We start from the raw sequence: 960 nt of genomic DNA on the forward strand, positions 1-960 counted from the left end.
CAATGAAACCGACAGCGGAAATTTTGACAGATATTCTGGCGGAAGTGCGCCCTTTGATCGGTCAAGGAAAAGTGGCGGACTACATTCCGGCTCTGGCAAAAGTACCGAATAATAAATTAGCTATTGCGGTATACACCAATGAAGGTGAAGTGATTAAGGCTGGCGATGCCGATGAGTCTTTTTCTATTCAGTCTATTTCGAAAGCACTGAGCCTAACGTTGGCCATGTGCTTGTACAAACAAGAAGAAATTTGGGCAAGAGTAGGTAAAGAGCCATCAGGTCAGGCGTTTAACTCACTGATTCAGTTGGAGATGGAGCAGGGTATTCCACGCAACCCGTTTATTAATGCGGGCGCGATTGTCGTGGCTGATTTGCTGCAAAGTCGTTTGTCTGCGCCTCGTCAGCGCTTACTTGAGTTTGTTCGTCAGTTGTCGGGCGATACTCACATTGTCTACGACAAAGTCGTGGCCGCGTCGGAAATGATGCACGGCGATCGCAACGCGGCGATTGCTTACCTAATGCGTTCATTCGGGAACTTCGAAAACGAGGTTATTCCTGTGCTGCAAAACTATTTCCATGCCTGTGCTTTAAAGATGAGCTGTGTGGACTTAGCAAAAACCTTTAGCTACCTAGCCAACAAAGGCACTTCCGTGCAAACGGGCAAGCCAGTGGTGTCACCAACACAAACGAAGCAACTGAATGCATTGCTCGCAACTTGTGGTTTGTACGATGGTGCCGGTGAGTTTGCTTACCGTGTGGGTATGCCGGGTAAATCTGGCGTTGGCGGCGGCATTATTGCCGTAGTGCCGGGTGAAATGACCATTGCGGTTTGGTCTCCAGAACTTGATGCATCAGGGAACTCATTGGCGGGTACGAAAGCACTGGAACTGCTCTCTGAGCGAATTGGCCGTTCGATTTTTTAGTGTTAACTGTTTCTATACAAAAAGCCTCTCGTCTGAG

Annotated in this window: 1 protein-coding gene; it reads left to right on the forward strand. The window is 48.4% G+C overall.

All coding sequences use genetic code 11. The features are described 5' to 3' along the window. The first annotated feature begins 2 nt into the window (after positions 1-2). Positions 3-923, forward strand: coding sequence for a glutaminase B (gene glsB / locus R7R78_RS24725; RefSeq protein WP_005482494.1), 921 nt, complete (start codon positions 3-5; stop codon positions 921-923). Positions 924-960 lie beyond the last annotated feature (37 nt).

This window comes from Vibrio sp. 2134-1 (assembly GCF_033339495.1).

What these genes read in the sequence shown, in the direction of transcription:
- glsB (WP_005482494.1), top strand. Translation starts at nt 3, where the DNA reads ATGAAACCGACAGCGGAAATTTTGACAGATATTCTGGCGGAAGTGCGC.